This is a genomic window from Veillonella magna DSM 19857 (genome assembly GCF_000428745.1).
Classification (GTDB): Bacteria; Bacillota; Negativicutes; order Veillonellales; family Veillonellaceae; genus Veillonella_A; species Veillonella_A magna.
In genome coordinates this window covers 26,455-44,244 of sequence record NZ_AUAN01000013.1, presented here as the reverse complement: position 1 = coordinate 44,244, position 17,790 = coordinate 26,455, and the positions used below count along the sequence as shown (strand labels likewise).

Here is a 17,790-nt window from a genome sequence, read left to right as displayed (position 1 = left end):
AATACAGCAGTTGCTGCAAATACGGCTGCAAAACGTTTTTTCATTGTAAATACCCCTTCGGGTAGATTTAACATCAAAAGGGGGATTTGGGGTAGATGATATGAGTTGAGTCATTGTAGAATAGACAGTTAATATAGTCAAGGAAAAGATGAGTGACCGTAAGGAGTTAACAAGGAAAAAGGGCTATACCAAAGCAAGCTCACCGGGTTTCGTCAGGATAAGAGGATTATCTTACAAAAAGAAGTATGAGTTACTTTAGGTATAGCCCCTATACATGTTAAGGTAGTTCGTCGAGATATGTTTGTAGTTTATCGATACCAATATTTTCAACGGCAGAAATTCTGAATATTTTATGTGCACCGGCCATTCGTAATTGCTCTTCAGCGTAAATATAGTCGTCTTCATGCGCTAATAAATCTATTTTAGTAATAATACCAATAACAGGTTTGTTAAATAGTGAGGTAAAACCTGGGGAATATATCTGCTCTTTTTCTGTAGCGGGTAGGAGAAATCCAATAATATCCGCATCAGAGGAAGTAACAAGCAGGGCGTTGTACATGAGACGATGTTGTACGAATTCTCCTGGGGTATCAATAATAGAATCATGAAACTCTAACGCTTGGGTTTTGACATAAGTTAGATCTACACCGGTTAGCCGTTGGGTTAATGTAGTTTTACCACATCCTATAGGACCTACTAACATTAATTTTTTCATATGTAATCCCTTTCTTATTAGGTAGTAAAGATAAATTTTATTTGTAGATTGAGGATGGGTTAATTTCATTAAACATGTAAACAGACAATTAGTCAATACGGTAAAATTAAATTGAATTGACAAAATACTTTCTACTTTGTATCATCAAGGTAACACAGAGCTGTGTGAAAAAAAGCAACGAGGCTTACTTTAGTAACTTATGTAATAAGAAAGGAGTTTCGTATGCGTATTTACACAGGAACGGGAGACAAGGGAATGACACGGCTTGTTGGTGGAGCGGCTGTTGCAAAGGATTCGGATAGAGTAGAAAGTTATGGAACCATAGACGAGTTGAATTCATGGATTGGTTATGCTGCTACATTTATGGGAAAATCATATGAAGATGAGTATAAAGAAATTGTAACGATTCAAAATTTCTTATTTGATATTGGAACCGAATTAGCCACGCCCGAAACGAATTTGCGAGGACCTGTAATTTCGGAAGAAGCCATATCCTGGATTGAATCACGTATTGATTACTATACAGATGCGGCCCCAGATATTAATCGTTTTATTCTACCCGGAGGTTGTAGACTTGCGGCGCTGTTTCATGTGGCACGGACGATTGCCAGAAGGGCAGAAAGACGTATCATTCGATTAAATACCACGGTGATGGTTTCACCGATAGTGATTACTTTCGTTAATCGCTTGTCAGATTATTTTTATGCGATAGCACGTTATTTTAATTTTCGAGAAGATGTAAATGATGTGTTCTATGAACGAAGCGCAGAGGTATTTCATAAAATTAAGGAGAAAGGATTGTAGTTCTTATAATCTCTGTGACTATTTATAATTATTATGCATAACAAATATTTATATTTCTGTTGACATATGATTTGGTTTGGTATAAATTATAATCATGAAGATTGAGGATGTACAACGGCGTACATGGGTTTTAATGCAATGAAGCTTTTCGCGGGACTGTTTTGTCTTGCGTTAGGCTTCTTTTTTTGTTTTTAGGATAGGAGAACATGTATGCAATCAATAAAGTTCCCTACAAATTTGTGGATTGGTGAAGATGCATTACAGCAGCTTCAAAATAGAGAGGAAACATCCTTCTTTATCGTTACAGATCCATTTATTCAAAAATCGGGCTTATTGGATTTGGTACTGGAACAATTGTCTTCAAAAACAGTAAATGTTTTTTCGGATATTGTACCGGATCCTCCAATCTCAGTAGTGGCAAAGGGAGCTGCACAAATTAATGAGGTAAGTCCGGAGTCTATTATAGCTATTGGGGGAGGTTCCTCCATTGATGCAGCAAAGGCTATGTATTACTTTTCAAAACGAACCGGTGATAGTAAGGCAAACACATTTATTGCGATACCGACTACTAGTGGTACAGGATCTGAAGTAACTAATTTCTCGGTTATTACTGATGAAGAAAAAGGGGTAAAATACCCATTAGTTACTGATGAAATTCAACCGGACATAGCAATACTTAGTCCTCAGCTTGTAAAAAGCGTTCCTCCGGCAATAACAGCTGATACAGGAATGGATGTTTTATCTCATTTAGTAGAAGCATATGTAGCTACTAAGAAAAATGTTATGGCGGATATCCTTGTTGAATATGCGATACAGCAGGTTTTTACATACTTAAAAAAGGCGTATGATGATGGTAATAACCTGGAAGCGCGCCAACAGATGCATTTAGCCTCAAGTTTAGCAGGAATGGCATTTACGACTGTTGGACTTGGATTGACTCATGGTTTAGCGCATGCTATAGGAGGACAATTCCACATCCCGCATGGTCGATTGAATGCACTCATTTTACCACATGTGATTATGTATAATGCTGATTTACCATCGTGCGGGGCAGCTAAATCAGAGGCAGCCGCTAGGTATGCAAAGTTAGCAAAAACGATTGGAGCTTCAGTTATTGATAATCCAAGAGTGGGTGTTCTAGCTTTTATAAAAAAGGTTTGTAGTTTACAGCGCTCTATGAATATGCCACTTACACTTCGTGACTGTGGTGTTAATCAAGCGGACTTTATGGAAGCAATAGATAGTTTAGCTGATGCGGCCTTGGCTGATGCTTGTACATCAACAAATCCCAAGGTTCCAACGAAGGAAGAGGTTGTAGTTTTATTGAAAGGCCTTATATAGTTATAGGAGCCGTGTATGGAAGAAAAGCAGAGAATGATACAAGAATATGTGCCCGGTAAACAGATAACATTGGCACATATTATTGCGAATCCTACGAAAGAAATTTATACCAAACTTGGATTACCGACAGACGTGTATAATGCGTTAGGTATACTTACTATTACTCCGGCGGAGGCTGCTATTATCGCTGTTGATATTGCTACTAAAAGCGGGGATGTAAAGATTGGATTTGTCGATCGTTTTTCCGGTTCGGTTATTATTTATGGTGATGTAAGCTCTGTTGAAACGGCATTGAGAGCTGTGGTAGACGGGTTGAGGAATATTTTACACTTTGCACTTGGGTGCGAGGTGACGAGAACGTAATATAGAAGAGGGGTTCATATGAAAGGTAGAATAGTCATTGTAGACGATGAGCCAATCACTCGATTAGATATAAAGGATATGTTAATCGAGGCTGATTATGAGATCTGTGGCGAGGCTGCCGATGGATTTGAGGCTGTAGAAATCTGCCGTAAGGAAAAACCTGATTTGGTATTGATGGATATTCAGATGCCAATTCTTGATGGGTTAAAAGCAGCTAAGAAAATTGCGCAAGATAAATTAGCATGTAGCATAGTTTTTCTTACTGCTTACAGTGATTCTGATAATACGGAAAAGGCAAAAAAAATAGGTGCTACAGGGTATTTAGTAAAACCTATTGATGAGAAGTCTTTAATTCCAACAATTGAAGTTGCGATAGCTAAGGGAAAGCAAACGCAAAATCTTGAAGCCGAAATAGAAGCATTGAAGAGGCGTCTGGAAGAACGGAAGATTATTGAAAAAGCAAAAGGTGTATTAGGGCAATCATTAAACATTAGTGAGGATGAAGCATATCGACATTTGCGCAAGTTAAGTATGGATAAACGTGCTAAAATGAAGGAAATAGCGGAGTTGATTCTTATGGATAATGATTGATAGGTGTTGCCATTGAGTACTGAATTTAAAGATAAAGTGGTGGAATTGTGCAAGCAATTTACTAGTTTAACTGATGATGAAATTGAAGAGCTTTTAAAAGTAATTTCTTATTGGGAAACCGAAGCGGTCGCTCCTGATGCGGATGTTTTTGTAGATGTATTCAATGAAATTAAGAAAGATGCATTGGTTGTCTATCATAGGACGCCATTGTCAAAGCCATCTATGTATGACCATGCTGTGGTTGGTTTGGATGCACTTATGGAAAATGAGCCGGGAGTGCTACGGACTATGCAACTAGGAATTAATTCTATTGGATTGATTGCTTTGTCTCAGGAAGGTAAGTTAATAAGACAGTCGATTTATCCAATTAAGTATGGCGCAAAGGTTATTGGAACATTAATTATTGAAACCGATGGAAGTATTCCGAGCGATGAGAATGAGACTAGTATTGAGGCTATCATAGATACGAATTATATTACAGATGATTTTATTATTAATCAATTATCTGAAAATGTATTAGTGTTTGATGCAAAAGGGATTTTGTTGTCAGCAAATGCAGGTGCTAAAGAGCTTTATCGTCGGCTGGGATATCGCAATAATATTATCGGAATGTCATATGATAATTTGACCTTGGATTATGTAACTTTTGACTATATTAAGTTTAAAATTGAAAGAGAATCAGGGAATTGGTCTATTGATTCTGAAAGTAAGTATTTACATTATTATTTTGTTATTAAGCATAGTTGGATTGCATTAAGAGAACGCTTAGTCGTTGTAGTTCAGGATGTAACTGAATTTAAACGGAGAGAGGAAGAGCTCGTACTAAAGTCTGTTGCAATCCAAGAGATGCATCATCGTGTAAAAAATAATCTGCAATCCATAGTTTCCTTACTAAAAATACAAGAGCGTAGGGCAAAACATGGAGAGACGAAAAAAGTTTTACAAGATAGTGTGTCTCGAATAATGGCAATTGCCTCTACGCATGAATTACTGTCTAAGCAGATGGAAAATTATACTCTGCTGGAGCAAACACTAACTATGGTTGTTCATAACTTCCACCATATTTTTGCGAATTATAAAGATGTAAAAATATGTTTGCAAGTAGACAGTGAGGTGTATATAACTACTGATCAAGTAGTAGCTGTTTCTGTTATTGTGAATGAATTGTTGCAAAACGTATTTGACCATGCGTATAATGACCGACAAGGTGGAAATGTAACGGTTGTGGGAAAATTGGTCAATTCTACAATATTTATCGAGGTCAGTGATGACGGTAGCGGGTTTGATATTTCTGCTGTCAATGAAGACAGCTTAGGTATGATGATTATTAAGGGCTACGTAAAAGATAAATTGAAGGGAAAGTTAAAAATTGAATCTGATGGAAATGGAACAAGAGTTTCATTTCGTTTTCGATATGATGTAACAATGTAGTTGCATGACAGAAGAGCAAAGGTGCTCAAGTCGATTTGTCGTAGTTTTACGCGATAGGCTTGGGCACTTTTTTGTATACTTGGAGGTTTACGCATGGAAAAACAGGAAGATACGTTGCTGACAGTAGGTATTGATTTAGGTACTTCAACAACTCAGTTAATTTTGTCGGAGATTACTGTTGAAAACTTTGCCTCTGCTTTTACTGTACCACGCATAGAAATTTCTGATAAAAAGGTAATTTATAGGAGTGAAATTATATTTACTCCGCTCATCAATCAACAAATTATTGATGAAATAGCCATTAAAGAGTTTGTAGCTAATGAATATCATAAAGCGGGTATTAGTAAGGACGACATACAAATGGGTGCTGTGATTATTACTGGTGAAACGGCACGAAAGCAGAACTCGGAAAAAGTCTTACAGGCACTTAGCGGTTATGCCGGTGATTTTGTTGTAGCTACAGCAGGACCGGATTTAGAAAGTATAATTGCGGGAAAAGGTGCAGGTACGGAGGCTCTTTCTAAAGCTTATAGTGGATGTATTGTAAATTACGATATTGGAGGGGGAACCAGTAATTTAGCTGTATTTAAAAATGGTGATGTTGTAGATACAGCCTGCTTTGATATTGGAGGGCGACTCATAAAATATGATGTAGATACTAAGAAGATTTTATATATTGCTCCTAAAATTGAAGCCATTATAAGTGAAGAGAATCTTTCAATACATGTAGGCGATATTGTAACGATAGAAAAGTTAGAGCCTATAATATCTATTTTAGTGCAGGTGCTTGCAAATGCGTCGGGTGTAGGTGAGAAATCAATTTATTATGACTTACTAATAACAAACCATGGGCTGTCTAATCCGGAGACGGTGTCATCTGTCACCTTTTCTGGTGGAGTAGCTGATTGCATCAATGATGTGGATTCTTCGTGGGATCGATACGGAGATATCGGCTTACTTTTAGGGAGATCTTTAAAAGAATCGATACTATTTAAAGAAAGGCAGATATTAAAAACAGAGGAAACAATACGAGCTACTGTTGTTGGTGCAGGATCGCATACCGCTGATGTAAGTGGAAGCACAATTAGTTATACAGAAGATACATTGCCGGTAAAGAATATCCCTGTATTGCGGTTGACCCTGGAAGATGAATTGCTGGCTCCAGAAGAAATGAGCAAGAGAATACAGAATAAACTGGAGTGGTTTGTTTCTGACGGAGAACTTCCGCTAATTGCATTAGCGTTACAAGGAGAAAAGGCACCGTCTTTTAAAGAAATTCAACGTTATGCAGAAGGAATTGCGTTAGGTATGAAGCCAATCTGGACGATGGGAAAGCCTCTGTTAGTTATTATAGAATCCGATATGGCGAAAGCCTTAGGAAATAGTTTGTTTACATATTTACCAGAGGGTCACCCTATTATATGTGTTGACTCTATACAAGCAAAAAATGGTGATTATGTAGATATAGGAATGCCAGTAGCAGGAGGTGCTGTGTTGCCAGTAATAATTAAAACCTTGGTATTTAACTAAAAGGAGTGATTTGCGAATGATTTTAAAGACAAGGCTGTTTGGTAATACTTATGAATTTGCTTCAATCAAAGAAGTATTGGCAAAAGCAAATGAAGAAAAGTCCGGCGATAAATTAGCTGGAGTAGCAGCGAACAGTTCTGAAGAACGTGTAGCAGCTAAGGTTGTTTTATCTCAATTAACGTTGAACGATTTGTATAATAATCCAGTTGTTCCTTACGAAGAGGATGAGGTTACCCGTATTATTATCGATCAGGTTAATAAACGTATTTTTGAATCCATAAAAAATTGGACGGTGGAAGAACTAAGAGAATGGCTTTTGTCGGATACTACCACCGATACTGATATTAAGCGAGTATCTCGCGGCCTTACGTCGGAAATGGTTGCTGCTGTTTGCAAATTAATGTCGAATATGGATTTAGTGGTAGCAGCTAAGAAGATTCGTATTGAAAAAACCGCAAATACAACAATTGGTAGACCAGGAACGTTCTCAGCACGTTTGCAACCAAACCATCCGACTGATAATATCGATGGTATTATGGCGTCTTTGATGGAAGGTTTGTCTTTTGGGATTGGCGACGCTGTATTAGGTTTGAATCCAGTAGATGACTCCGTAGAAAGTGTTAGACGTATTTTAACTCGATTTGAGGAATTCCGTTCTGAATGGAATATTCCAACTCAAACATGTGTACTTGCTCATGTTACGACACAGATGGAAGCTATTCGCCGGGGAGCGCCTACAGGACTTGTGTTCCAATCTATTGCAGGGTCCGAGAAGGGGAATACGGCATTCGGTTTTTCCGCAGAAATTCTTGAAGAGGCAAAACATTTGGCTCTCACTCAAGGTCAGGTGACAGGTCCGAATGTTATGTATTTCGAAACCGGCCAAGGTTCTGAATTATCTTCAGAAGCTCACTTCGGCGCAGACCAGGTAACGATGGAAGCACGTTGCTATGGTTTCGCCAAAAAATTTGATCCGTATATCGTGAATACTGTAGTAGGTTTTATCGGTCCTGAATATTTGTATGATGCTAAACAGGTAATTCGAGCCGGCTTGGAAGACCATTTCATGGGTAAGTTGACAGGAATTTCTATGGGCTGTGACGTTTGCTATACAAACCATATGAAGGCGGATCAGAATGATATGGAAATTTTGACAGTTATGTTAGCTGCAGCCGGTTGTACATATATCATGGGTATTCCTCATGCCGATGATGTTATGCTTAACTATCAAACTACGGGATATCATGAAACTGCAACAATTAGAGAGTTGTTTAACTTAAGACCGATTAGAGAGTTTGAATTATGGCTTGAAAAAATGGGCTTTATGGAAAATGGTAAATTGACATCGCTAGCTGGTGATGCATCGGTATTCTTGAAATAAGAGAGGTGATAGGGATGAATGAAGCCGAATTGAAAAGTATGATTGAAGCAATATTACAGGATGTTGTGGCTGGGAAACATTCCAATGTTACCGGGGCAACTAGTGGCGTAGATATGCAGAGTACCCCTAAGGAAAGCAAATCTGTAGTAGAAGATGCGTATATCCCGGACTTATCAGAGCTTGATATTAAAAAGGAGTTATATGTAGATAATCCGCATGATAAAGAAGGATATTTAAAAATGAAATCCTTTACACCGGCTCGATTAGGCTGTGGACGCTGTGGTACACGATATAAAACAAAATCCATTTTACGTTTCAGGGCGGATCATGCTGCAGCACAGGATGCAGTTTTCTCAGATGTAGATCCTAAATTGGTTGAAGAGATGGGTTTTGTACCACTGCAGACTGTTTGTAAAACAAAAGACGAGTATATTACACGACCGGATCATGGCAGAATTTTTGATGATGCAATGGCAAAAAAAATTGCGGATAATACGGAAAAAGGTGCGAAGATTGTCATGATGGTTGGTGATGGTCTAAGTTCGGCGGCCATTGAAGCCAATATTAGAGATATTATTCCGGCAATTAAGCAAGGACTAAAAAAATATAATTTAGATTTCGGTAAGATTTTATTTGTAAAATATTGTCGTGTGCCTGCTATGGACCCTGTAGGTGAAATTAGTGGAGCTGATGTAGTTTGTTTATTAGTAGGTGAACGTCCTGGTTTGGTAACAGCAGAATCTATGAGTGCGTACATTGCTTATAAACCGACTATTGGTATGCCGGAAGCACGTCGTACTGTAATCTCTAACATTCATAAAGGAGGCACACCTGTAGTAGAAGCCGGCGCATATATTGCAGATGTTATCAAAGAGATGTTAGAAAAGAAAAAATCTGGCATTGATTTAAAACGAGCATAGGAGGAATACTAGTGAAAAATGAACGTTTAGGAGCTAATGTGCTCAGTGTCAAGGTTATCCCAAATGTTGATCGTGCACTTTCACAGCAATTGGGACTCACTTCCAGTCAACGTTCGTTAGGTATTATTACATCAGATTGTGATGATGTTACCTATGTTGCTTTGGATGAAGCAACAAAAAAAGCAGAAGTTGATGTGGTTTATGCTAAAAGTCTGTATGCTGGTGCCGGTAATGCACAAACTAAGTTGGCCGGAGAAGTGATAGGAATTCTGGCTGGACCGAGCCCGGCTGAAATTATTAGTGGGTTGGAAGCTGCTATTCAGGTTATCGAATCCGAAGCAAGTTTTATTAGTGCCAATGATGACAATACTATTCCTTACTTTGCACATGTAATTTCACGATCTGGAAGATATTTGTCACAAGTAGCTAATATTCGTGAAGGCGAAGCAATTGCTTATTTAATTGCACCTCCCTGCGAAGCAATGGTCGGCTTAGATGCAGCTTTGAAGGCAGCAGATGTGTCTCTTTGTGCATTTTATGGTCCTCCGTCAGAAACAAACTTTGGTGGAGGTTTGTTATCCGGAAGTCAGTCGGCATGTAAAGCTGCATGCACGGCATTTGCTCAGGCAGTACAAAATGTAGCAGACAATCCGGTTGGTTATTAAGGAGGAATAAATGAGAGCACTAGGCATGATAGAAGTTAGAGGATATCTAGGTGCCGTCAGTGCCGCAGATGCAGCCTTAAAAGCAGCTGACGTTGAGTTAAACAGTACAGAATGTATCAGTGGTGGTTTAACTACAATTATGGTAGTTGGTGATGTGGCAGCGGTGACGGCAGCTGTTGAGGCGGCTGCGGATATTGCCGGAAAGTTAGGGCGATTAAAAGGCAAGCATGTTATATCACGTGTTGATGAAATGACAGCAGCTATGATTGGAGGTAAATTGGCAGGCATGCCAGAGATTAAAGATGGTGAACAGAATAATAATCTGTTGCCTGAGACATCATCTACTGATACTGATGAAACTCTAGAGAGAAAAAGCGAGAAGATGATAGATGAGACTGATCAAGGAAGTATACAGTTAAGTGATAAGAAAGATAAAGTGGAACATATGAAGGAAGAAGCAATTGAATCACTTCCCGTAGATAATGAAGATGAGTTCCTAAAACGCGTTGAAGTGTGGCTTCATAATAAAAAAGTCCTAGAGTTAAGAAAAATTGCTTATCGTATACGGGTTTCTGGTCTTAAACGTACAGCGATTAAGTTTGCAAATAAGAAAACCTTGATCAGGGTTATTATGGATGATGTAAAAAGAGGTGAACGATTTGAACTTGATTGATAAAGATTTACAATCAGTACAAGAAGTCCGAATTTTACTGCGTAAGGCAAAAGCCGCACAGAAAAAATTGGCAGAAATGAACCAAGATCAGATTGATGCTATTGTTAAGGCTGTTTATGAAGAAACTTATAAGGCTAGAGTTATGCTGGCTAAAATGGCTCATGAAGAGACGGGCTTTGGAAAATGGAAAGATAAAGTATTAAAAAATGCTTTTGCGTCACGTGGTGTGTATGAGTACATCAAAAATAAAAAGACAGTGGGAGTAATTAGTGACGATCCTGTTTCCAAAGTTATGGAAGTGGCTGTACCGGTAGGCGTAATTGCTGGTTTAGTTCCTTCCACTAATCCGACATCTACAGTTATTTATAAGACATTGATTGCACTTAAGGCAGCTAATGCGATTGTTTTTTCTCCACATCCAACAGCCGTAAAATGTATTGGAGAAACTGTAAGAATCATAAAAGAAGCACTCGCTTCAGTAGGGGCTCCCGAAGATGCGGTAGCTTGTATGTCCTTACCTACAATGGAGGGAACCTCCGAATTAATGAAGAGTGATGATACCGATTTAATCTTAGCCACGGGTGGATCTGCCATGGTAAAAGCAGCTTACTCTTCCGGTACCCCGGCTTTAGGTGTTGGTCCAGGAAATGGTCCGGCATATATTGAAAGAAGTGCAAATGTTCCTTCTGCTATCAAACGTATTATGGATTCAAAAACATTTGATAATGGAACGATATGCGCTTCTGAACAATCTATTATTGCAGAAACAGTTAATAAAGAGGCAATAAAAAAGGAATTGGTGGCACAAGGGGCATACTTGTTAAATCCTGAAGAAGCTGCACAGCTTTCTAAATTTATTTTACGTGCTAACGGTACAATGAATCCTGCAATTGTTGGTAAATCGGTTCAGACTATAGCTCAATTGGCAGGCTTGACAGTTCCGGCAGATAGAAAGTTATTGGTTGCAGAAGAAACGGAAGTAGGGCCAAAACATCCATATTCTAAAGAAAAACTGGCACCGATTATTGCCTTGTATACAGTAGATAATTGGCAAGAAGCCTGTGATTTATCGATTCGCATTCTAGAACAGGAAGGGGCAGGTCATACTCTTATTATCCATACCGAAAATAAGGAAGTAGTAAAAAACTTTGGTCTCCGTAAGCCTGTATCTAGATTATTGGTAAATACGCCTGGATCTCTTGGTGGTATTGGAGCTACGACTAATATTACGCCTGCCTTGACATTAGGTTGCGGTGCCGTAGGTGGAAGTGCTACATCAGATAATGTGGGTCCTGATAATTTATTCAATTTACGTCGTGTGGCATATGGTGTTACTGAACTAGATGATTTAAAAGCGGCAGAAGGTATTGATTCATTAAAGGACGATAGTGTAAATACTGCATATGACAGTGTAGTAAAAGAAGAGGTAATTCGTTCTATTGTAGAACAAGTTATACAACATCTAAAATAACAGATGTGTAATTATTGCTAATTAATAGGAGGTAAAAATTATGTCTAGTACAAATGCGTTAGGAATGATCGAAACTCGTGGTTTAGTTGGTGCTATTGAAGCAGCGGATGCTATGGTAAAAGCAGCTAATGTTACTTTGATTGGTAAAGAGCAGATTGGGGCCGGTTTTGTCACTGTTATGGTACGTGGTGATGTTGGCGCTGTAAAGGCTGCTACTGATGCGGGCGCCGCAGCTGCAGAAAGAGTAGGTGAATTAGTTTCTGTACATGTAATTCCGCGTCCACATATGGAAGTAGATGCTATTTTGCCGCATGTTGCTGTAGAAAAATAGGTTTCGGTATTTAGGTAGAGAGCACTAATAGGTGCTCTCTACTATACAAGAGAGGATACATATATGAGGGTGATTACCGAAAGAGATCTGTTAACCTTATTGCGGAAAAAGGAAATAGAATATAGAGGGACTTACGAAGTAGAGGTTCCTTATGTAATCACACCTTCCGCAAAAAGCTTGTTGAGGGATAAACAAATTCTATTAGTAGAAAAAAATGTGCCCGATACAAGTCATAACATGGTTAATGAGGTGTCATCTGAAAAGAATACTATAAATGAATTGCCAGATAGATTTGACTATAGTAATGGCATTGAAATACAAGATGCTGTAAGTCAATTAATTCAATTACTATATTTTCCTTTGTTACCGGATGATTTTTTCAGCCCGTTAGTATGGCAATATATAGAGAAACAGCAGGATCAGTTGCGTAGATGGCAAGAATCTGATTTTACTAGTCCTCTTGATAATATTATTTGGTCATATCCGGGAGAAAAGTTTAATTTTAGATGCTGCAGTTGGCGTACTTGGCAGTACTCAGTGGGTGAAGTAAATCGACAAATAAATAGAATCGAATGGTACATGAAAAGCAGGGATTGTAGCAAGACATTTGGAGACTGGGCTAATTCTTATAGAAAGTTTATTAATAATGAGGAGGTGATTAGGTGCAAGCAATAGTTGAAGAGATTGTTCGAGAGGTAGTAAAGCAAATTGAGGATAGAGAAAATACAGTATTAATTGAAGCTTCGGGGCGACATGTACACTTAAATAGAGAAGCCGTAGAAAGTCTTTTCGGAGAAGGCTATCAACTGACTAAAGTACGTGATTTGTCACAGCCAGGACAGTACGTATGTAAAGAACGTGTAACGATTGCGGGTCCGAAGGGACAATTTTCTAATGTTGTTATTCTTGGACCTGAGCGCGGTAAGACGCAAGTGGAAGTATCTCTCACTGATGCACGTATGATGGGGATACATGCTCCAGTACGTGAAAGTGGCGATATCGAAAAAAGTGCTCCTGTAACAATTATGTATAAAGATAAAAGTATTGTATTAAAAGAAGGTTTAATTGTAGCTAAAAGGCATATACACATGACACCGGAGGATGCAAGAAAAAACAATGTGTCAAATGGTCAGGTTGTGAAGGTAAAAACATATACGTCTAGACCTTTAATTTTTGATGATGTTATTATACGTGTTAGTGATAGATACAGTACAGCGATGCACATCGACTATGATGAGGCAAATGCATGTGGTTTTGCCTCAGAAAATAGAGGTAAGATTATTCTGTAAAGGAGTGGTTCTATGACTGTTATTGAGATGGAACAACTCGTTCAGGTAGTAACAGCCCTCTTGTGTCATAGGTTACGTAATACAAATAGTGATTTATGTAAGCAATTAGAGGCTACAGATAAGCCATATCCGATAGAGATAAAATCATTGAGTTGTACTGAGCTCTGTGAAGTTGCCAATTTGACTCCTCGTTCAGAACAGGCAAAAAAAATTGTGGCGGCTATTTCTCGAAAGGAGACAGTAGTCGTTTGTCATTCGGAGTTTGACAGTCGAAAAAAGCCGCGTCAAATGAAGTATGCTTTTTGGAAGACATGTAAAACAGCGTATGATAAGTGCATAGCTTATGGCATTACATTTAAAAATACTACGCCAGAAATTAATACCATCAATTATCATAAGAGTAAAGATAGAAACTCATCAGTTATTAAGGAAGTTATTACCTTATCTAAAGCACAGGTTTTAGTGGCTGAAGGAAAGGATATACCTTTGCATGCTATAGTAACACCTTTAGCATATGATTATATTAAAAAGATGACACGCAGATAGGAGAATAGTCCATGCTGGTAGGAACAGTAATAGGTAGTTTGTGGTCGACAAGAAAAGATGACAAGCTAAATGGTTGGAAATTTATGGTGGTAAAGTTAACTACTGGATCAGGTTTTGTCGGAAGAGACTCCTTGGTAGCAGCTGATAATGCAGGAGCTGGTGTAGGTGATACGGTTCTGGTTTCTGTGGGTGAAGCAGCTAGGATATCAGCAGAGAATACTATGGTTCCCATTGATGCGATGATTGTCGGTGTTGTCGACTCCATAGAAATCGAGGAGTAGGAGGGTATTATAATGAGTATCAATGAAATTATCATGTATATAATGGTAGTATTCATGGTGATAGGCGGACTTGATAAATGCTTCGGAGGTAAGCTTGGTCTTGGAGAAAAGTTTGAGGAAGGCATTATGGCTATGGGGGCTTTAGCAATGTCTATGGTTGGGATCATTACTATAGCTCCCATTTTGGCCCAAGTGTTAAGTCCTATTGTTGTTCCGGTATATACCATGTTAGGTGCAGACCCATCTATGTTTGCCACTACTTTGTTGGCCAATGATATGGGTGGTTTTGCATTGGCAAAGCAAATGGCCTTGGATGAACAGGCCGGCTTATTTGCAGGAGCTATACTGGGAGCCATGATGGGGCCAACCATTGTGTTTTCTATACCGGTTGCTCTAGGAATTATTGAAAAATCTGATCACCAGTATTTAGCCACTGGCGTTTTATGTGGTATCGTTACTATTCCTATTGGTTGTTTAGCCGGTGGATTGGCAGCAGGAATGCCGTTAGGTATGATTTTATCTAATTTAGTTCCAATTGTTATTTTTGCTTTGTTAGTTATCATAGGGCTTTGGCTAATACCGGATACGATGATTAAGTGCTTTACTGTTTTTGGACAGGGAGTGGTTATCGTTGCAGTGCTAGGTCTTATTTTAGGAGCCTTGCAGCTATTAGTAGGAATTACTGTCATTGATGGTATAGCACCTGTTACTGAAGGTATTGAAATTGTAGGTGGTATTGCCTTGACTTTGTCTGGAGCATTTTGCTTAGTAGCATTTATTACGAAAGTATTCAATAAGCCGCTTTTGAAAATGGGAGCCGCTTTGGGAATGAATGAAGTTGCTGCAGCAGGGATGGTTGCTACGTTGGCAAACAATATTCCTATGTTTCAAATGATGAAGGATATGGATACTCGAGGGAAGATTCTTAATGTTGCGTTTGCGGTATCGGCATCCTTTGTGCTTGGAGATCATTTGGGATTTACGGCTGGGGTAGCTAAGGAAATGATTTTTCCAATGATTGTAGGAAAATTAGTGGCTGGTATTACAGCAGTTATGGTTGCTATTTTTATGTCTAATCGTATTTTGGGGAAAAATAGTAAATAAGGAGCCTGTAAATGGAACAAGAAACTAGAAATCTTATAGAAGCTTTAGTACGGCAGGTTATAACTGAAAAGTTTATGCCTTCAAAATCTATAGATAGTAGTGGTATCATCAAAATTAACTTGCCTGTTGTTAATGTAGGGGAAGAAGATAGATTAAACACGGGGAATGTGGCAGATGTAGTATATACAAAGGACTTAGTTTCTTTAAAGGAAAGCCCACGGTTGGGCTGTGGCCTTATGGTAATGGAAAAGACTACTTTCGATTGGACGCTAAATTATGACGAAATAGATTATGTGATAGAAGGAACACTATCTATTATCATTGATGGTCGGACAGTAACTGCTGGCCCTGGTGAGATAATTTTTATTCCGAAGGGGAGTACTATTAAATTTTCCGTTCCGGAAAAAGCTCGTTTTATGTATGTAACCTATCCCGCAGATTGGCAGTCACAAGCCACTGAATAAGAAAAATATTCACTGGTTATCATGCGGTAGGGAATTGGCGTATAGGAGGATTTTTATGGATTTTAAGAAAAATATAACATCGGTACTTGAAGCAGCATATTTGCTGGGATATAGGTATTTAACCATATCTCAACAGGACGGATGCTATGTTACTAAAGGTCTGAAGGATGATACTCCGTTAGCGCTTAACTTTGATACAAACTTTGTACGTAAGCTGGAACAATTAAATTTGTCTGTAGGCGTTTCGGTAGAAATCCGTACCGTATTAGATAATCAATGTGCTGATGAAGTGATAGCTTTGCAAGCATATGAGCAAAGTAGAGATAGCAAGGTAACTCATATACGACATAAGCCTAATGAATTAACTGCTGTGAAGTCTACTGAGGAACAGTATTTACTAACTTTGAATGGAATAGTTAAGACAAATCCAGGAGATTGGATCATTCGCGGTGTTAATGGAGAAGAATATCCGTGTGACCCAGAAATTTTTAAGAAGCTTTACGATATTGTAGAATGATTGTATGTACACAAACTATCTTAGAATTAAGATAGAAAATATCCCCGTATACAGATAGAAGTTTTGTCATAGTTCTTTATGGCAAGCTTGCTGTTGTATACGGGGTATTTTTATGCCATCCAATAATCAATGGCTACGATGCAGGCTAAAAATGTGATGCTGTAAAAGCTAAAGCGCAAAAGGTAGCGAAGGCGTTGCTGGGGTAGGTCATGGGCTACGTATTTATAGGAAATAACACTGGCCATGGAAGCAATCAATGTTCCCAGTCCACCGAGGTTACAGCCGATGATGAGGTCGGTAATGTCTTCGGTGTAACCGGAGAGAAGGAGGGCCGCCGGTACATTGCTGATAAACTGACTCACGACGATAGCAGTCAGCCGTTCGTGACCGGTAATGAGTTGTTGCAGTAAGGTATGAAGGGGACCGAAGGATTTTAGGTTGCCGCTGAGTATGAAGAAAAAGACGAAGGTAAGTAGCAAGGAGTAGTCCAGCTTGCGCAGTAGATCCGGTTGATAACAAAGGATACTGCCTCCTACGATGAGTAGCAGATACCACGGGGAAATCCAATGAACAACGCTGGCTAAGGAAAGCAAAAAGAGAATGCCGTAAAAGAATGCTTGCCGTTGTTTCAGCGGTACCGGCGGTGATATGTGTGCGGTAAAGGAATGAGCGCTGGTTTTCAAAAGAATAAAGATAAAAGAAAGTAGTAATGCGATTGTAGTGTAGGGAAGCATAATCCCCATGAATTGGCTCAGGCTGTAACCGGATAGACGATATAAATATAGGTTTTGCGGATTGCCTACAGGTGTGAGCATACTTCCCATGTTGGCGGCAATGGTCATAAGCACCACGGTAGAGGTAATGCGCGAAGTCAAGTCGGCATTGCGTAGCAGCATGATGGCAAAGGGGACAAAGGTGATGAGGGCTACATCGTTGGTAATGCACATGCTACTGATGAAGCAGAGGAGGACGAGTAGCATGACGAGGTGGCGTTCGGTATGCATATGACGGAGAAAGTAATGGGCAATATGATCGAAGACCTCGGCACGATGCAATCCTTCCACCACGGCCATTAAGCAAAACAGTAAAAGTAATGTATGTAAATCTATGTATTGGATGTACGCCATTGAAGGCGGAACGATGATGCAAGATAGCAGGGCAAGTACAAAAGAAGCGAACAGTACGAAATCTTTTTTTGCCCAGCGATATAGATGATGCATACGAAGAACCTCACTTTCTATACGACATACCTATTATACTTCATGTGGCATTCATCCTCAATTCACCGCAGTTTTAAAAAGGTATCGTAAAATTTTTTGGAAGTGATGAACTTTTTAACCGACGCGTTGTCTTTTATATATGTAACGGTTAAA

At 39.0% G+C, this 17,790-nt stretch carries 21 protein-coding genes; 19 read left to right on the top strand and 2 right to left on the bottom strand.

The window, feature by feature from the left end; translation table 11 throughout:
- Window positions 1–277 precede the first annotated feature (277 nt).
- The gene (locus G344_RS0105695; protein WP_028255368.1) at window positions 278–715 is read right to left on the bottom strand and encodes a EutP/PduV family microcompartment system protein; all 438 of its coding nucleotides are present in this window, start codon (window positions 713–715) and stop codon (window positions 278–280) included.
- Window positions 716–937: 222 nt separating this feature from the next.
- On the opposite strand from G344_RS0105695, the gene G344_RS0105690 reads away from it, so the two are divergent.
- From G344_RS0105690 to G344_RS10785, 19 genes are all read left to right on the top strand, one after another.
- Window positions 938–1,519, top strand: coding sequence for a cob(I)yrinic acid a,c-diamide adenosyltransferase (locus G344_RS0105690; RefSeq protein ID WP_028255367.1), 582 nt, complete (start codon window positions 938–940; stop codon window positions 1,517–1,519).
- Between the two features lie 210 nt (window positions 1,520–1,729).
- Window positions 1,730–2,860 (top strand): 1-propanol dehydrogenase PduQ, encoded by a 1,131-nt coding sequence (locus G344_RS0105685; protein ID WP_028255366.1) that lies wholly within the window; start codon window positions 1,730–1,732, stop codon window positions 2,858–2,860.
- 15 nt (window positions 2,861–2,875) lie between these two features.
- Window positions 2,876–3,223, top strand: coding sequence for an ethanolamine utilization microcompartment protein EutS (gene eutS, locus G344_RS0105680; protein WP_028255365.1), 348 nt, complete (start codon window positions 2,876–2,878; stop codon window positions 3,221–3,223).
- Between the two features lie 18 nt (window positions 3,224–3,241).
- Window positions 3,242–3,814 (top strand): ANTAR domain-containing response regulator, encoded by a 573-nt coding sequence (locus G344_RS0105675; RefSeq protein WP_028255364.1) that lies wholly within the window; start codon window positions 3,242–3,244, stop codon window positions 3,812–3,814.
- A 12-nt stretch (window positions 3,815–3,826) separates the two neighbouring features.
- The gene (locus G344_RS0105670) at window positions 3,827–5,245 is read left to right on the top strand and encodes a histidine kinase N-terminal domain-containing protein (RefSeq protein ID WP_038155054.1); all 1,419 of its coding nucleotides are present in this window, start codon (window positions 3,827–3,829) and stop codon (window positions 5,243–5,245) included.
- Window positions 5,246–5,338: 93 nt separating this feature from the next.
- Window positions 5,339–6,775 carry an ethanolamine ammonia-lyase reactivating factor EutA gene (gene eutA, locus G344_RS0105665; RefSeq protein WP_028255362.1) on the top strand — a complete coding sequence of 479 codons (1,437 nt, stop codon included), beginning with the start codon at window positions 5,339–5,341 and terminating at the stop codon, window positions 6,773–6,775.
- Window positions 6,776–6,791: 16 nt separating this feature from the next.
- Complete coding sequence (locus G344_RS0105660) at window positions 6,792–8,156, top strand: ethanolamine ammonia-lyase subunit EutB (RefSeq protein WP_028255361.1); 1,365 nt, start codon at window positions 6,792–6,794, stop codon at window positions 8,154–8,156.
- A 14-nt stretch (window positions 8,157–8,170) separates the two neighbouring features.
- A complete protein-coding gene (gene eutC / locus G344_RS0105655; protein WP_028255360.1) occupies window positions 8,171–9,076 on the top strand; it encodes an ethanolamine ammonia-lyase subunit EutC in 906 nt (301 codons plus the stop codon).
- A gap of 11 nt (window positions 9,077–9,087) precedes the next feature.
- Complete coding sequence (gene eutL, locus G344_RS0105650; protein WP_028255359.1) at window positions 9,088–9,741, top strand: ethanolamine utilization microcompartment protein EutL; 654 nt, start codon at window positions 9,088–9,090, stop codon at window positions 9,739–9,741.
- Window positions 9,742–9,751: 10 nt separating this feature from the next.
- A complete protein-coding gene (locus G344_RS12220) occupies window positions 9,752–10,414 on the top strand; it encodes a BMC domain-containing protein (RefSeq protein WP_028255358.1) in 663 nt (220 codons plus the stop codon).
- On the top strand, window positions 10,401–11,885 hold the full coding sequence (locus G344_RS10790) for an acetaldehyde dehydrogenase (acetylating) (protein ID WP_051245790.1): 1,485 nt from the start codon (window positions 10,401–10,403) through the stop codon (window positions 11,883–11,885). The genes G344_RS12220 and G344_RS10790 overlap by 14 nt, the downstream gene beginning before the upstream one ends.
- 40 nt (window positions 11,886–11,925) lie before the next feature.
- Window positions 11,926–12,216, top strand: coding sequence for a BMC domain-containing protein (locus G344_RS0105635; protein ID WP_028255357.1), 291 nt, complete (start codon window positions 11,926–11,928; stop codon window positions 12,214–12,216).
- Between the two features lie 63 nt (window positions 12,217–12,279).
- On the top strand, window positions 12,280–12,891 hold the full coding sequence (locus G344_RS0105630) for a hypothetical protein (protein ID WP_028255356.1): 612 nt from the start codon (window positions 12,280–12,282) through the stop codon (window positions 12,889–12,891).
- Window positions 12,879–13,505: an ethanolamine utilization phosphate acetyltransferase EutD gene (eutD, locus tag G344_RS0105625; RefSeq protein WP_028255355.1), complete on the top strand. Its 627-nt coding sequence runs from the start codon at window positions 12,879–12,881 to the stop codon at window positions 13,503–13,505. Before G344_RS0105630 ends, eutD begins: the two co-directional genes overlap by 13 nt.
- Window positions 13,506–13,517: 12 nt before the next feature.
- Window positions 13,518–14,051 carry a hypothetical protein gene (locus G344_RS0105620; RefSeq protein ID WP_028255354.1) on the top strand — a complete coding sequence of 178 codons (534 nt, stop codon included), beginning with the start codon at window positions 13,518–13,520 and terminating at the stop codon, window positions 14,049–14,051.
- 11 nt (window positions 14,052–14,062) lie between these two features.
- Window positions 14,063–14,332 (top strand): EutN/CcmL family microcompartment protein, encoded by a 270-nt coding sequence (locus G344_RS0105615; RefSeq protein ID WP_028255353.1) that lies wholly within the window; start codon window positions 14,063–14,065, stop codon window positions 14,330–14,332.
- 12 nt (window positions 14,333–14,344) lie between these two features.
- Entirely contained in the window at window positions 14,345–15,436 is a 1,092-nt protein-coding gene (eutH, locus tag G344_RS0105610) for an ethanolamine utilization protein EutH (protein WP_028255352.1), read from the top strand.
- A gap of 11 nt (window positions 15,437–15,447) precedes the next feature.
- Window positions 15,448–15,900 (top strand): cupin domain-containing protein, encoded by a 453-nt coding sequence (locus G344_RS0105605; protein ID WP_028255351.1) that lies wholly within the window; start codon window positions 15,448–15,450, stop codon window positions 15,898–15,900.
- A 55-nt stretch (window positions 15,901–15,955) separates the two neighbouring features.
- Complete coding sequence (locus G344_RS10785) at window positions 15,956–16,417, top strand: hypothetical protein (protein ID WP_038155052.1); 462 nt, start codon at window positions 15,956–15,958, stop codon at window positions 16,415–16,417.
- Between the two features lie 110 nt (window positions 16,418–16,527).
- On the opposite strand, the gene G344_RS0105595 is transcribed toward G344_RS10785, so the two are convergent.
- Window positions 16,528–17,637: an SLC13 family permease gene (locus tag G344_RS0105595; protein WP_038155050.1), complete on the bottom strand. Its 1,110-nt coding sequence runs from the start codon at window positions 17,635–17,637 to the stop codon at window positions 16,528–16,530.
- Window positions 17,638–17,790: the final 153 nt, after the last annotated feature.

Coding starts and splice junctions, on each gene's coding strand:
- G344_RS0105695 (WP_028255368.1), bottom strand. CDS start 715: ATGAAAAAATTAATGTTAGTAGGTCCTATAGGATGTGGTAAAACTACA.
- G344_RS0105690 (WP_028255367.1), top strand. CDS start 938: ATGCGTATTTACACAGGAACGGGAGACAAGGGAATGACACGGCTTGTT.
- G344_RS0105685 (WP_028255366.1), top strand. CDS start 1,730: ATGCAATCAATAAAGTTCCCTACAAATTTGTGGATTGGTGAAGATGCA.
- eutS (WP_028255365.1), top strand. CDS start 2,876: ATGGAAGAAAAGCAGAGAATGATACAAGAATATGTGCCCGGTAAACAG.
- G344_RS0105675 (WP_028255364.1), top strand. CDS start 3,242: ATGAAAGGTAGAATAGTCATTGTAGACGATGAGCCAATCACTCGATTA.
- eutA (WP_028255362.1), top strand. CDS start 5,339: ATGGAAAAACAGGAAGATACGTTGCTGACAGTAGGTATTGATTTAGGT.
- G344_RS0105660 (WP_028255361.1), top strand. CDS start 6,792: ATGATTTTAAAGACAAGGCTGTTTGGTAATACTTATGAATTTGCTTCA.
- eutC (WP_028255360.1), top strand. CDS start 8,171: ATGAATGAAGCCGAATTGAAAAGTATGATTGAAGCAATATTACAGGAT.
- G344_RS12220 (WP_028255358.1), top strand. CDS start 9,752: ATGAGAGCACTAGGCATGATAGAAGTTAGAGGATATCTAGGTGCCGTC.
- G344_RS0105635 (WP_028255357.1), top strand. CDS start 11,926: ATGTCTAGTACAAATGCGTTAGGAATGATCGAAACTCGTGGTTTAGTT.
- G344_RS0105630 (WP_028255356.1), top strand. CDS start 12,280: ATGAGGGTGATTACCGAAAGAGATCTGTTAACCTTATTGCGGAAAAAG.
- G344_RS0105620 (WP_028255354.1), top strand. CDS start 13,518: ATGACTGTTATTGAGATGGAACAACTCGTTCAGGTAGTAACAGCCCTC.
- G344_RS0105615 (WP_028255353.1), top strand. CDS start 14,063: ATGCTGGTAGGAACAGTAATAGGTAGTTTGTGGTCGACAAGAAAAGAT.
- eutH (WP_028255352.1), top strand. CDS start 14,345: ATGAGTATCAATGAAATTATCATGTATATAATGGTAGTATTCATGGTG.
- G344_RS0105605 (WP_028255351.1), top strand. CDS start 15,448: ATGGAACAAGAAACTAGAAATCTTATAGAAGCTTTAGTACGGCAGGTT.
- G344_RS10785 (WP_038155052.1), top strand. CDS start 15,956: ATGGATTTTAAGAAAAATATAACATCGGTACTTGAAGCAGCATATTTG.
- G344_RS0105595 (WP_038155050.1), bottom strand. CDS start 17,637: ATGCATCATCTATATCGCTGGGCAAAAAAAGATTTCGTACTGTTCGCT.